Annotated in this window: 13 protein-coding genes; 2 read left to right on the top strand and 11 right to left on the bottom strand. The window is 47.5% G+C overall.

Annotated features, from left to right (window positions below):
* Positions 1 to 165 precede the first annotated feature (165 nt).
* The 11 genes from ACI5FR_RS10635 to ACI5FR_RS10585 form a co-directional block, all read right to left on the bottom strand.
* Entirely contained in the window at positions 166 to 819 is a 654-nt protein-coding gene (locus ACI5FR_RS10635) for an isochorismatase family protein (RefSeq protein WP_405454186.1), read from the bottom strand.
* A gap of 221 nt (positions 820 to 1,040) precedes the next feature.
* Complete coding sequence (locus tag ACI5FR_RS10630; protein WP_405454182.1) at positions 1,041 to 1,313, bottom strand: aspartyl protease family protein; 273 nt, start codon at positions 1,311 to 1,313, stop codon at positions 1,041 to 1,043.
* Positions 1,314 to 1,422: 109 nt separating this feature from the next.
* Positions 1,423 to 1,665: a hypothetical protein gene (locus ACI5FR_RS10625; RefSeq protein ID WP_405454179.1), complete on the bottom strand. Its 243-nt coding sequence runs from the start codon at positions 1,663 to 1,665 to the stop codon at positions 1,423 to 1,425.
* A gap of 185 nt (positions 1,666 to 1,850) precedes the next feature.
* Entirely contained in the window at positions 1,851 to 2,354 is a 504-nt protein-coding gene (locus tag ACI5FR_RS10620; RefSeq protein WP_405454176.1) for an SRPBCC family protein, read from the bottom strand.
* Positions 2,351 to 2,695, bottom strand: coding sequence for an NUDIX hydrolase (locus ACI5FR_RS10615; RefSeq protein ID WP_405454173.1), 345 nt, complete (start codon positions 2,693 to 2,695; stop codon positions 2,351 to 2,353). Before ACI5FR_RS10615 ends, ACI5FR_RS10620 begins: the two co-directional genes overlap by 4 nt.
* Positions 2,696 to 2,929: 234 nt before the next feature.
* Positions 2,930 to 3,409, bottom strand: coding sequence for an NUDIX hydrolase (locus ACI5FR_RS10610; RefSeq protein ID WP_405454170.1), 480 nt, complete (start codon positions 3,407 to 3,409; stop codon positions 2,930 to 2,932).
* Between the two features lie 283 nt (positions 3,410 to 3,692).
* Positions 3,693 to 4,313 (bottom strand): histidine phosphatase family protein, encoded by a 621-nt coding sequence (locus tag ACI5FR_RS10605; protein WP_405454168.1) that lies wholly within the window; start codon positions 4,311 to 4,313, stop codon positions 3,693 to 3,695.
* A 261-nt stretch (positions 4,314 to 4,574) separates the two neighbouring features.
* On the bottom strand, positions 4,575 to 4,937 hold the full coding sequence (locus ACI5FR_RS10600) for a VOC family protein (protein WP_405454165.1): 363 nt from the start codon (positions 4,935 to 4,937) through the stop codon (positions 4,575 to 4,577).
* Positions 4,938 to 5,182: 245 nt separating this feature from the next.
* Positions 5,183 to 5,773 (bottom strand): AAA family ATPase, encoded by a 591-nt coding sequence (locus ACI5FR_RS10595; protein WP_405454162.1) that lies wholly within the window; start codon positions 5,771 to 5,773, stop codon positions 5,183 to 5,185.
* A 236-nt stretch (positions 5,774 to 6,009) separates the two neighbouring features.
* Positions 6,010 to 6,294: a hypothetical protein gene (locus ACI5FR_RS10590; protein WP_405454159.1), complete on the bottom strand. Its 285-nt coding sequence runs from the start codon at positions 6,292 to 6,294 to the stop codon at positions 6,010 to 6,012.
* Positions 6,295 to 7,504: 1,210 nt separating this feature from the next.
* Positions 7,505 to 8,653, bottom strand: coding sequence for a GntR family transcriptional regulator (locus ACI5FR_RS10585; RefSeq protein WP_405454157.1), 1,149 nt, complete (start codon positions 8,651 to 8,653; stop codon positions 7,505 to 7,507).
* Between the two features lie 123 nt (positions 8,654 to 8,776).
* On the opposite strand from ACI5FR_RS10585, the gene ACI5FR_RS10580 reads away from it, so the two are divergent.
* Entirely contained in the window at positions 8,777 to 11,614 is a 2,838-nt protein-coding gene (locus tag ACI5FR_RS10580; RefSeq protein WP_405454154.1) for an alpha-mannosidase, read from the top strand.
* 157 nt (positions 11,615 to 11,771) lie between these two features.
* On the top strand, positions 11,772 to 13,685 hold the full coding sequence (locus tag ACI5FR_RS10575; protein WP_405454151.1) for an ABC transporter ATP-binding protein: 1,914 nt from the start codon (positions 11,772 to 11,774) through the stop codon (positions 13,683 to 13,685).
* The last annotated feature ends 6 nt before the right edge of the window (positions 13,686 to 13,691 follow it).

Raw genomic sequence — 13,691 nt, 5'->3', positions numbered from 1 at the left:
CTTTTGTGTTAGGGCGGAGTCGATCCGGCCTGGCCCTTCTAAAGAGAACGATTAGGGGTGACAGACTTCCCACATGTTCGGGTTCAGATCGTAGAACTGAAATTTGGCGTCAACATGCTCGTCCTTCCAGCGGGTGTGTCGCCTGAAATCGCTTCCCGAATTACTCTACAACCATTTATTTAATATAGCCCTTACTAGTTCGATCGAAGTTGAAGTGTAACCTATATCCGTTTCATACATTCTTATAAAAACAAACCTTAACCATCCACCTTCTGGATTGCTAGAATCAACTGTATCAGGAAATTCTAATGTATTTGTACAATCCCTCAACATAATCACGCGATAATTATTATGTCTTGCACCTATACAAGTATGAAACAAACATGATTTGATATGAAATCCCACAGCAATAATCGTATCTATATTCCATGTTTTTAGGTAGTAATCAAGCATTGTTCCGTTGAACCCATCTTTATGCGATTTCGGTAAAATAGCTTCTCCTTCAAGCGGTTGTATTAATTTACTGAAAGTAGGCATTAATGGCTTCCAACTGTTCTCAAGATAATCTAATCCGTGAATCCTAGTCGTAACATCATAAGGCCCGCCAACCCCCTGAATAGCGTTATATAAATAAACTATTTTCATTCCAGAACGTCTAGCGATATCTAAAGATGAACATATTTGATTTTCGACTATCTTTTGATCTGCACTCGATTCATCACAATCGACTAATAAGAAAGCTGTTTTTTCAGGAACAATCTTAACATTTAGATCAGGATCGGATTTGTACTTTCTTACTGGTAAAAATAAATCATCCATACTCTAATCCTCTCTTCGGTAATTTCTAACCGAATTTACAATAGATTATTGCTCGGTTTTCGCCTAACGTTCCCGTATTCACGACGCCCCACCGACTTAAGGCGACGAAGTCGCCGGCTGCTTGCGGAGTTAGTCGGTGTGGATGTGTCCGCTGAATCAACTCCTCTGCCAATTGCATTTTATCTCTCCTTCGAAAAACATACAAAAAAAAGCTGCAATACTTATTGCAGACGTTGTAACAGTTCTAGGTTGTATAAATCTATGTTGAATTTCCCATTCATTAGTACATCAAGTCCTAGTAGTCCATTTATGTTGGTATACTTAAAGGAAGTAAAATCAAGCGGAATGTCGTTCAATACATATTCACCGACTTCTATTGATTGTACGGTTTTTACAAAAGCGTGTTCCTTCCCACCGATTCCGTAGCTTGTAATAATATCATCTTCATATGTTACTTTAATTCCGATTTCATCGACTTCATCTTGTGATAGCAAGGTATGGCTTGCTCCCGTATCTATTACGATATTATTCACTTTCTTCTTAGGCCGTTATATTGAATCGTAAGTTCTGTAAAAAGAAGTCCGTCTCTATATACAATCCGCATTAGAGTGTTCTCCTTAGACCAGTACTCTTTCGGATTTTTACTATAACTTGGTCTTTTGAAGTATGATAAACAAGGGTCTTCTCTTTGCAACCTAGAAGTTCCCGCGTCGCGTCTTCATCTTTGACAGGTCCAATAACTGCAACTTCATCAATGATTTCTTGGTTGTCCATCTCTTCAGCGTGAAGGATTTCGAACTTTACGAATTGATTTGGATAAATGTTCTTGACTTCCTGCCATTTCACGCTTGATCCCTCCAAACGTTTTGCTTTTATTGTATCATTTATTGGTTTATGCCCTAGTTAGAATTTCACTGACTTAATCGAGCGCAGTTAGGTTCGCAGGGTTGTCCGCCTGAATCACTTCCCCGAAATCCCTCGGGCGGACCGAGGGACGGCGAATGCCGACCCGACGCGTGAATAAGGTGTTATCAGAAGTTAGTGTCTTCTTGAGCTGCTTTCGCACGTTCTTCTGCGATCTTTTTTAATTGAATATTTCGATGTTCTATAAACTTCTTCATGTATTTCTTAAGTATAATCCTTTCAACTATCCAGCCAAGAAGCCCAAATGGGGCTTCAAAATGCAAAGTATCAATCATTAATGTCTTTCCATCTAACTCTTTGAACTCATGAATATGTTTAAGTCTTTTAAATGCGCCTCTTTGCATTTCATCGACAAATATAAAAGGCTCATCAAAAACTGTTATTTTTGAGGTGAGTGTTTGCTTCAAAAGAAAATGACTGGCTTGGAATGTTACCGTTTGTCCAAATTCAATTGGGCCAGTGATGATTCCATCAATTGCTCTTTCCCTTGTATGTTTCCAGACTGTTTTTGTATGAATTTCAATGTCTCTTGCTAAATCAAAACAAAGACGAATTGGAGCAGAGATCTCGATCTGCGTCCGTACAATAACCAAATGATCTCCGCCCTTCATGAATTGACATGCTCTACAGTAATTTCCGATAACGTTGTTGTATTCGCGACATCCATCCCCCTTAGAAAGCGATACTTGTAATACATATCTTGTCCCGAATAAATATTAATAAATTCTAACGACCTCGCCTTTAAGCCCGCTTCCTCGAATAATTCTCGTTTTGCGGTTTCTTCAAAAGATTCTCCAGGTTCCATAGATCCGCCAATTGTTCCCCAATCAAGCGTATCAGTTCGGCATTGAAGGAGTAACTGATTCTCATTATTAAATACAAGTACACAGGCTCCGGCCATAATTAAAGGTCGTGTCCCGACGACCTTTCTTAAATCTAAAATATATCCCATTAAATGACCCTTTCTGTTTATAGGTTTCCGGCGATTTACTGTTATGTTCTTTGTATTCACGAACCCTCACTGGCATAAGGCGCTTAGCGCCGGGTGCGATGGACTTACCCAGTACAGCGTTGTCTGCTGAATCGCTTCCTTGAAATGCCTCTGCAGACCGAGGGCCGTCAGGACCGCAGCGTGCATACGGTGTTATAAGAAGGTGGGGACTTCTTCGAGATCCATTCAATAAAGTCATTCTAAGTCATTATTTATCAAATGTTTTATCCCCTTGTCTAAATTAATGTTTTGTATCAATCCCTTTAATGATCTTGGATAAATATTCATTCCTTTTATTTCATTAATATCAATCCATTTAAAAATCAGGTTTATATCTTCTTCATTCCCTATAAATTCTTTATCATTAATTACTAATTCTTCTTTACATTCCATCAAATAATAAATTCCAAATTCATGTAAATTTTCATTTCCATATGCATTAAAGTTTTCAATAATCCCTAATAATCTTTGTACAGTTACATCTAGATTGAGTTCTTCTTTAAATTCTCTAACTACTGTTTGATAACTTTCTTCATTAATTTCTGCTCTACCGCCAGGTAATACCCAACCCTTCTCACTCTTTGTCCTATGTAACAAAATCTTACCTTGATTTATCAAGACTCCACAAACTCTAAGTAAAAATTCTTCATGACCAACTTTCATCGAGATCGGCAAAAAGATTCCCTCCTGATTGTCTATTGCTTCTGGACTTGAAATATATTCAATTCCCCCACTTTCTTATAACGTTCCCGCATTCACGACGCCCACCACCTTAAGTCCCGAAGGGCCGGCTGCGATGCAGTTAGGTGGTACGGGTGAGTCCGCCTAATTCCGCTCCCCTACTACTGAAATCGCTCCGTTGTGATTTCAATTCTACTGCTTCGGGCGGACCGAGGGACAGCGGAGCTGGCCCGATGCGGTGAATGTATTGTTAGATGATGTCGATCGCATCGTCGAACTACCCACAAGTTTCTAAATGACAGGTGTCATTAAGTTTTGAAATTGTTTTTTCGCCCCAACTATTTATGATTAAATGACTTATACTACAAGGCGCCACTTTGAATGATACTCTTGATATTACTTCTTCAGGAAACTCTAACCACCAATGAATTATCGAGATCCCTGAATTTGCATGTGATACTATTAGGGTTGTATCATGCTTATCGTTAAGTATTCGGTCCATAAAATTATTGATTCTCATACGCATCATATTCCAGCTTTCTGCTTCTGGATAAGGCACCCAATCTATAGCAGGTTCTGTAAGAGGTAACATTAATTTTTCTGCTTCTTCTTTTGACTTATTCGCAGCAATTCCATTATTTAGTTCCCTTAGATGGTCACTAATTGTCGGTGATGATAGGATCTCATCAGCGATTATTTCTGCTGTTTCTCTTGCTCGTGAAAGATCACTACTATAATAATTAATCGCTCTTCCACCAAGAAATTTTCTTAATCTCTTTCCCGTATTTCTTGCTTGTTCTCTTCCAAGATCAGTTAACGATGTATTTGTCCAGCCTCCCACTGTCCCTGTGAGCAAATGCTCAGCTTCTCCGTGTCGAACTACATATAATTCCTTCAAACAGTGCTCCCCCCAAGTTAATATGCTTTTTGATCGATTTCTAACGTCTCTCGTATTCACGAACCCGAGAACCTTAAGCCCCAACGGGGCGGCCGCGAGGCGGTTAGGTTCGCAGTGTTGTCCGCCTGGATCAACTTCTCCGAGATGCCTCGGGCGGACCTAGGGTCGACGCATGTCGGCCCGACGCGGGAATACGGTGTTATCGGATGTCAAATTCCTGCGAGAAGACAAGTCTATATTGCGGTGATTATTACGAAATTATTATATTCCCAAATTCTCAGTCTTTTGAACAACGCAGAATAGATTGCCATCAGGATCTTCCAACACAACGTAGTCTGCGTATGGAGGATATCGCCATGGATAGCGGCGTGCACCTAAAAGTAGCAACCTATCAACTTCTCCCTCTTGGTCATTCGTATACAAGTCTAGGTGTATCCAGTTTCTTCGTCCTGCTCGCCTGTTTCTTGCTTGGAAAGATATATTAGGGCCTTTTCCTTTAGGGTCATATAACACTACCCAATCGTTGTAATCAGCATCTCGAGGAACATAGTGGAGCACTGCCTGCCAAAATTCCACCATGCGATTGAATTCATAACAGTGGATCACGATTGATCCTATTTTCATTCGACCATCTCCTCTCGCTGTTAGTTCTGTTTTGCATTGATTTCCGATAACGTTCTTGTATTCACGAACCCGGGAACCTTAAGCCCCAACGGGGCGGCCGCGATGCGGTTAGGTTCGAAGGGTTGTCCGCCTGATACCGCTTCCTCGAAATGCTTTCTGTCGGACCGAGCAGCCACCAGGCTGCGATGCGTGAATACGGTGTTAGCCGAAGCCATTTCCTACTTTGAGCTGGCTTCCAATTGCTATTAGAACCTATAATGTTTAATTTGAGTTATTAATCTATCTATTTTCTTTTTTATGAATCCTCTATTGTCCGGTTGCAACTTAATATTACACTCTCTTGAAATGTAGTTAATTATTTCTTCTGTTGTTAAGTTATCCGTCTGAATATGTACTTTGAACAAATCTTGAGATAAGCCAGATATGCATCTATCAATTTGATTGGCAGGCCATGAGTTTTCATTATCCCCTCTGCTTTTCAATCTCTTTAACAATGTTTCACGGTTTGCTAGTAAGGTAAAATGATTGACTTCAACTCCACTTGATCTTAATTTATCTATAATTTCATTAAAGTATTGAGGGTTTACAATCGTCATAGGAACAATAATAATGCCGGGGAATTCATCGCTGATTGTTTGAAGAATTGAAAAGTTAATCTCTCTCCATATAACATGATCTTGAAAATCGTCTTTTAATATTTGTTTTGGAACATTCTTTCTAATGAAATAGCCAACATTCTCAGGATCATAAACAAACGAGTTGGGTATTCTTCTCTTTAATTCGTACGATATTGTTGTCTTACCTGATCCAAATGCTCCATTAATCCAAAGGATCAATTGATTCACCTCTTTTTAATCATTGCAATTTCAGCTAACGTTGTTGTATTCACGGATCCTCACTGACTTAAGGCCCGCCAGGGCCGGCCGCGATGCGGTTAGTCGGTGCAGGGTTGTCTGCCTGATTCTACTTCCTCGAAATTCCTCGGGCAGACCAAGGTCGGCAAAGCCCGCCGCAGCGTGAATACGGTGTTAGACGAAGGTACATTGAAATACCCGGATTGTTTAATAATTTATTACTGTCTGATATTCTTTTTGATTTGTATTATTGAATCTTTCTCTTTGTCGTATCTAAAAAAATAGACCTGTTTCTCATCTTCTTTATACAACCAGTAACCATCCTGCGAAGTGCCGCCAGACAAATTATTCTGACCAATGAGACCAAGGTTCCCTTGCATCGTAACCACTTGGTTTGAATTATTATTATTATTTCGTACTTCTTGTTTTAATTCTAGAAGTTGATAGAACAGAAACATAATTATCGTTAATAACCCTGCAATCAATAAACTAACATTTCTCATTTGCTCTTCACTTCCTTCTTAATATTGAACATCGTACTTTCGTCTAACGTTCTTGTATTCACGAACCCTCACTGGCTTAAGGCCCTCCAGGGCCGGCCGCGACGCGGTTAGCCAGTGTTGGGTTGTCTGCCTGATTCCACTTCCTTGAATAAGCTTCGGGCAGACCAAGGTCGGCGCAGCCGACCGCAGCGTGAATACGGTGTTAGGTGATGCTCTCAGCCTCTCCGAATTTACTTTCATTGTTTCTTATTAAGTCATATATCATCAGATAAATTTCAATCAATAAAAGACCTGTCGTAATACCAAAACCTATCCTTAGTAATATTGGATTTAATGAATTAATTAGAAAGAAGTAACCTGAAATTAGAAAGAGACAAATTACCGGATAAAACTTAAGTAAATATAAATGTATTTTTCCGCCATCTCTTCTTATAAAAGCATTTATTACTATTGCACTTAATAACGGCAAAGGAATGCTGATAATGAGATGTAAGAACTTTAGACCCTCATCATGTGTGGCCCAGGGAAAGAAATCATAGTCATCCGAGTATAGAAAAAAGGCAAATCCGATTGAAGCTATTAATAGTAAATGATGAATAATTTTTACCAATAGGTTAATGAACGAAATTCATCAAGATTACATTCCTTTCTTATTTCGAGACCTTCAGCCAGGTAATAAAAGACGCGAATTAATATTTATTCTAATGTTTTGAGAGTTTCACCTAACGTCTTTTTCACGAACTTCGCAAAATCTCCAGACTAGAAGTATTCGCGAAGTAAGAGAGCAATCCTGCCATTATCGCGAAACGAGGTTTCAGAACGAATCAGAGGCATTCCTGGACACATGGCATGACTACAATGTGACGGTCGCCGGGAATCGATTGCAGATTCAACCCTCGATGCCAACTTGATTTCCTGCTCATAACATTCCTCCTTTGAACGTTTACGGTTCCCTTCTCACTACCAACCCAGCTTGATGCAAGGCTTGATGTATGACCTGTTGTAAGTCGTTAAACGATATCCCCCTTTCCCATGCATTCCATATCGTGGCATGCAAGCAATAAGCCATGGAATAGACGGGCTTTACATTTCCTTTGTTATTCTGGAATAAGAAAAAACCTCTGAAGCCGATCTCTTCAAAGGTTCTTGGTCGTGAAGTTCACTGAACTATTAACGCAGGTTGGTGATTCGGCACAAATAAGCCGAACAATTACTCCCGAAGAGGCACGGCCGTCGATTGACGCAGCACCAGACGTGTAGGAAGTACAATTTTCCTCCGTTCCTGCAAGGGGTTGTCCATGACGGACAGCAGCAGTTTCGCCGCCTCCTCGCCGATCTCGTGTTCGGGCTGAACGATACAGCTGGGCGGGATGCGGGAGAGCGAGGAATGTACATAATCGTCGAAAAAAAGGACCGACAGCTGCTCCGGCACCCGGATACCCAGCGCCTCCGCGGCCTCCAGGACCGCAAGCCCGCTCGCTGTTGTTGCCGCGAACACCGCGGTGACATCGCGGTTACGTTCCAAGAACGATTGAACAGTCGCTCTCCAATCCAACGGGACTTCCTCCTCGCGGCGATCGGCTGCCAGTTCGAAGAGACAGCGGTGATGGTCTACCGGGATATGATGCTGGGCGAGCGCCCGCTCATAACCGGTCAATCGATCTTCCAGGCTCGTCGTGGTCCGGCCGTGTACGGAAACGAAGGCGATGTTGGTATGCCCCTGCCCGAGCAAATACGATGTGGCATCGAATGCGCCTCCGGCGTGATCGGAACAGACACAGTTCGTCTCGACCCCGCGCAGGTAGCGGTCGATCACGACGACCGGAAATTGGTTCAGCGTGAGGCGCAGCAATTCTTCGCTGTAGGACTCGCCGTCGACCGGAAACACAATGATGCCTTTCGCACCCAGTCGTACGCTCTCCTGCAAAATGCGGCGCTCGGTCTCCGGCTCGTTCCGGGATGACCGATACACGACCTGGCAGCCGTTCCCCGAGAGCTGCTCTTCGATGCCGGCCAAGATGTTCGCGGCCAAAGCGCTCTGAACGTTCGGACACACAAAAACGACAGGTCGGAACGCCGCTCCGCCCGGAGGCTCCGCCGATTGCGAATGATTCTCGCGCGCGTCAGGAGCCGTGCCCTTGATGTAAGTCCCTTTTCCCTGAATGCGATAGACGAGGCCATGCCGCACGAGCTCGGACAGCGCTTTTTTGACCGTAAACCGGCTTACGTCGAACTGAACGGCCAATTCCGCTTCCGTAGGCAGCTGATCGTCCACGCGCCAATGGTCCCTGTGAATTTGCTCAAGAATATAGTCTCGGATTTGAAAGTATAATGGAATGCGTTTCGTGTCGCGGTTCACCTATGTCTATCCTCCGTTCACGTGCAATATGCATAAGTGTAGCACACAAAAATACCAATATACAAATTTGGTATGTGATATATTGGGCATATAGGTATTCAATTTAAGGATGGAGGGATTGGAATGCAATCGATCGATTCACGGTTAAGGCAGCTCCTCGGCTCCGTGCCCCAAAGCTACTGGGATGAGAAAATCAAGTCCTCGCCGGGCTATTGGGGCGAGCGGATTATTTCGCAGCTGGTATTTGCTCATGAACTGTCAAAGGTCCATGATCGGAAGTTCAATCCCCAAATTGAAACGTCACTGACCTATGTGGAAGGCCGGATCGCCGAAGAAGGAGTCATCACCAAACAGACCGCGCTGCATGCCGAACAGATGCTGAGCGGACTTGCTTCGGAGGCGAAGAGCTACGACATCCTCTGTGTCGCGCATGCCCACATCGATATGAACTGGATGTGGCCCTGGGACGAGACGGTAGCGGTGACGCTGGATACGTTCCGCACGATGCTGAAATTAATGGAGGAATATCCGTTCTTCCGGTTTTCCCAGTCCCAGGCGTCGATCTATCGGATCGTCGAGCAGTATGCGCCGGAAATGCTGGAGGAAATTAAGACTCGGGTCCGGGAGGGTCGTTGGGAGGTCTCGGCGTCGCACTGGGTGGAAGCGGACAAAAACATGCCGAGCGGGGAGAGCTTGACCAGGCATTTGCTGTATGCGAGACGATACTTGTCCAGCCTGTTCGACATCGAGGCGGACCGCTTGAATCTCGATTTCGAGCCGGATACGTTCGGACATAGCCTTCATGTACCGGAAATTCTCGCGAACGGCGGCGTCAAGTTTTATTACCATTGCCGGGGCTTCGACGGGCATATCGCCTACCGCTGGGAGGCGCCGTCCGGCCGGTCGATCCTCGTGTACCGCGAGCCGACCTGGTACATCGACTCCACCCAGCCGATGCTTGGCTCGTATGTGCCTGATATATGCCGGCAAACCGGCTTGAAGACGCATCTGCACGTTTATGGGGTTGGAGATCACGGAGGCGGTCCGACGAGGCGGGACTTGGAGCGGCTGAAGGATATGACGGATTGGCCGGTTTACCCGACGATTCACTTTGGCACGTATGCCGATTATTACAAGCTGTTGGAACCGTTGAGCGATCGGCTCCCGGTCGTCCGCGGCGAGCTCAACTTCGTCTTCACCGGATGTTACACGTCCCAGACACGGATCAAAACGGCCAACCGGATCGGTGAAGCCGCCTTGAACGAGGCCGAATTGTTCAGCTCCGCGGCAGCGGCGGCGACTGGCTTCACCTACCCTCGAGCGGCGTACGAGGAGGCTTGGAGAAACGTGTTGTTCAATCAATTTCACGACATCCTGCCCGGCTCAGGCGTGATCGAAACCCGCGAACATGCGCTCGGCTTGTTTCAGAATACGATGGCGATCGCGGGCACGAACCGCAAGCTGGCCTTGGAACGCATCGCCGCGAGCATAGACACCTCCCATCTGGGAGGACCGGAAGATAAGCTATCGGTATCCGAAGGCGCCGGCGCGGGATTCGGTACGATGGCGTATAAAATTACACAAGTCGAGCGCGGGAACGGCCTTACGAGGATCGTGCATATTTTCAACCCCTCACTTCATGTCCGCGAGGAACCGGTAGAGTTCATCCTGTGGGACTGGAAGACTCCGATCCGGACGCTGCTCGTCCGGGACGGTGAAGGGAACGATGCGGCATATCAATTGATCGACCATAACTTTAACAGCTACTGGGGCCATCATTATATGCGGCTGCTCATTCACGCCAATGTGCCGGCATGCGGGTACGCCACGTACACCATATCTCCAGGTGATGATGCGGTGAAACCGTTCTTGCCGGCCGATCCGCGGGTAGATCGTGAAGACCAGTTCGTCCTGGAAAATGAGATACTCAAAGTAACGTTCAACTCCCTCGATGCGACCGTCGTATCGATGGTCCATAAGCCTTCCGGCGAAGAAATGATTGACCGGTCGCGCCCGGCCGGCCTGTTCCGCCTGATTCAGGAGGACCCGAACAAAGGCATGAGCGCTTGGTGGGTCGGCCGCTACATGAGCATCGCGAGCGTGCATCAGAACGTCAAGTTGAAAAAAGCGGAGCAAGGAACACTGCGCCAGTCGCTCAGCTACGAGCTCGAATTCGGCCGCTCCACATTGAAGGTGGCGGTCTCGCTCGACCGGAACAGCCCGTATCTCCACTTCCAAGCCGAATGCGATTGGCAGGAGATCGGCAAACCAGGCCACAGCATTCCCCAGCTGAACTTCCATTGGCCGCTTGCCCACGAGTGCAGCTCGTACAAATACGATGTCCCCTTCGGCGTCATCGAGCGCCAGCCGCTTGAAATGGACGTGCCGGGCAACAGTTGGGCGCTCGGCATGCAGCAGGATGAAGGAAAACCACGGGTCATGGTCGTGACGACCAATAAATACGGATTTCGCGGCACGGACGATTCGCTGTCGGTCTCGTTAATTCGCAGCTCCTTCGACCCCGACCCGTATCCGGAGCTCGGCAATCATCACAAAATCAGCTTGGCGGTAAGCGTAGTCGACTTCAAGAGCAACCGTGAAATTATCGAAACCGCATACCGGTTCAACCACCCGCTCAGCGTGCTGTCGGGAACGGCGCACGGCGGCAAGAAGTCGACCCGCTCCACCTTCCTGCAGCTGATGGAAGGATCGGTGGCCGTATCCGCCGTGAAGATGCCGGAGGATCATGACGGGAGTCGCTGGATCGTCCGCGTTTACGAGACGGAAGGACAGCCGACGACGGTGAAGCTTCGTCTTTTCCAAGCCGTGTCCGAAGCTTACTTGGTCGATTCGAATGAACGGAAGATGCCGGACGCTACGGAAGTTCGGACCGATCGCGAGATGGTTTCTTTCGATGTGCCGGCTTATACCGTTGCGGCCGTTTGCTTGAGCTTCGAGTGAACGTCGTTCTCGAACCCTTATCCTATCCGCTGACAGCCTCCACTTAAAAATCCAATATTGTCCATGTTTTTTGATGGAATCGTTCATTTCTTATTGGGATTTTTTGTGTTAGGTTGTGTGAAGTGCTATTGAGCGTAGATACAGGGGGGTTGGGGGATTGGGGAGCAATACGAAGCTGTTTAAGCGGTATCTGGTATTTCTGAAGCCTTATCGGCTGCGATTGTTGGCCATTATCGGACTCGGCATCTTGAACTTCGCCGTGCCGATGATTTCGCCATGGATGACGAAAATCTTGATCGATGAAGTACTTCCAGGGAAGCCGAGCGCTTGGACGCTCGGAGAGGTTGTTGCTTTGCTGGCCGGCTTGTATATAATCGGGATCTGGCTGAACTTCCTGCGAAGCACCACGACATTCCGGCTGGGCAATCAGATGGTGTACGATATCCGGCACCAGTTGTACCGCCATATGCAGCTGCTGTCCCAGCGCTTCTATGACAACCGCCAGGTCGGCAGCATCGTCTCGAGAGTGATCAACGACGTGAACGGTGCGCAAAATATAGTAACGAGCGGGCTTATCACCTTGATCATCGATCTGTTTCTCGTGCTGTTCGCCGGCTTCATGCTGTTCACGCTGCATTGGCAGCTCGCACTCCTGTCGTTGTGGATGCTCCCGCTCTACTACTTGACCTTCACGAACATGAACGTAAGGATTCGCTTAACATGGCGGACGGTCCATCGGCAGATGGAGCGCATCAACGGGCTGCTAGTGGAGCGGATCGGCGGCATGAAGGTCGTGCAGTCGTACAACCAGGAAACGAAAGAAATGCAGCGCTTCGAAAAGCAAGCGAAGCACCACATCGGCTTCGCCAATCAAGCGCAACGGCTCGCCTCGTCTCTGGGACGTATCAGCCAGTCGTTCACGCAAACCGGCAACTTGATCATCTGGCTGGCAGGAGGCACGCTGGTGCTGCGGGGACACCTGACGATCGGGGCGCTCGTGGCTTTCCAAGCCTATCTGGGGCAGCTGTACGGCCCGATTCAACGATTCGCGGAAGCGAATGCGACGATCCAGAACTCGCTCTCCAACATTGAACGCATCTTCGAGGTTCTGGATATCGAACCTGAGGTTAAGAGTCCTGAGAACGCTTTACCCCTGCCCTCGTGCAAAGGCGGGATTCGGTTCGAGCGCGTCTCGTTCACTTATGTGATGGATCGCCCGTCACCGGCTCCTAAGGTTCCGAATCGCGACCCTGTCGATCCGGATCTGGTGGAATTGATCAAACCGGCCAAAAAGTTTTATCTGATTCCGCCCAAGACCCGGATGGACCCGCCGCCTACCGTGCAGGAAACCCAATCGGCCCTGAAGCACATCAGCTTCGAGGCGCGTCCCGGCGAGGTGATCGCTCTCGTCGGTCCCAGCGGAGCGGGGAAGACGACGCTCATTCACTTAATCCCCCGCTTCTATGATCCGGATGAAGGCACCGTGTTCCTCGACGGGGTGGATATCCGGCAACTCGATCTGTACGATCTGCGCCGGCAGATCGCCGTCGTCATGCAGGATAATGTGCTGTTCACGGGTACGCTGCTCGAGAATATAGGTTACGGCAATCCGGATGCGACGAGAGAAGACATCGAAGCCGCAGCCAAGGCGGCCAACGCCCATGGCTTCATCATGGAGATGGAGCACGGCTACGAGACGCTTGTGGGCGAACGTGGCGTCCGATTGTCCGGCGGGCAGAAGCAGCGGATCGCGATCGCTCGCGCGCTGCTGAAGCAGCCGCGCATCTTGATCCTCGACGAAGCGACCTCGGCGCTCGACGCCGAGTCCGAATCGCTCGTGACAGAGGCGCTCGAGCGGCTCATGAAGGATCGCACGACGTTCATTATCGCGCACAGGCTGGCGACGGTCGTCCGCGCAGATCAGATTCTCGTCCTCGACCACGGGACGATCGTAGAGCAGGGCAACCACCGGGAATTACTCGCTGCAAACGGCGTGTATCGCAACCTGTATATGAAACAGCTGAAAGCGATGAGTCCGGACGAACAAGCGCTTCAGCACTCTCTTGCATGAGTACGG

It is taken from the genome of Paenibacillus sp. HJGM_3 (assembly GCF_045062745.1).
GTDB lineage: Bacteria > Bacillota > Bacilli > Paenibacillales > NBRC-103111 > Paenibacillus_AA.
The sequence above is the reverse complement of the archived record's forward strand: the minus strand, read 5'-3'. Positions and strand labels throughout refer to the sequence as shown.